Here is a 277-nt window from a genome sequence, read left to right as displayed (position 1 = left end):
GTAACTGTGATATCCGCCGCATCATTGCTGCCGGTAATGGTGATCGTTTGTGTCTCAGTGGTGCCATCGTCACTAGTAAAGGTGATCGTGTCGGTTAAGGTTTCACCGTCTGGTAACGCTTGTACCGCAGCATTGCTGTCATCTAAGCTGTATTCCCATACACCTGTGCCATCAACCACAACCGTGCCGTAGCTCGCAGTGCTGCTCACTAACGTACCTTCGCCGGTATCTACGTCAAATACTGAAATAGTACCTGTCGCTGTGTTATTGCTCGCAT

1 protein-coding gene is annotated in these 277 nt (G+C 49.8%); it reads right to left on the bottom strand.

Going from position 1 to position 277, the window contains the following annotated elements; translation table 11 throughout:
- Window positions 1-277 (bottom strand): VCBS domain-containing protein (locus CWS31_RS17500; RefSeq protein ID WP_211355875.1); only part of this gene is annotated, 277 nt, incomplete at both ends.

The sequence above is a fragment of the Colwellia echini genome (genome assembly GCF_002843355.2).
Lineage (GTDB): Bacteria > Pseudomonadota > Gammaproteobacteria > Enterobacterales > Alteromonadaceae > Colwellia > Colwellia echini.
Note: the sequence above shows the minus strand (reverse complement) of the source record. Positions and strands in the feature narration are given on the sequence as shown.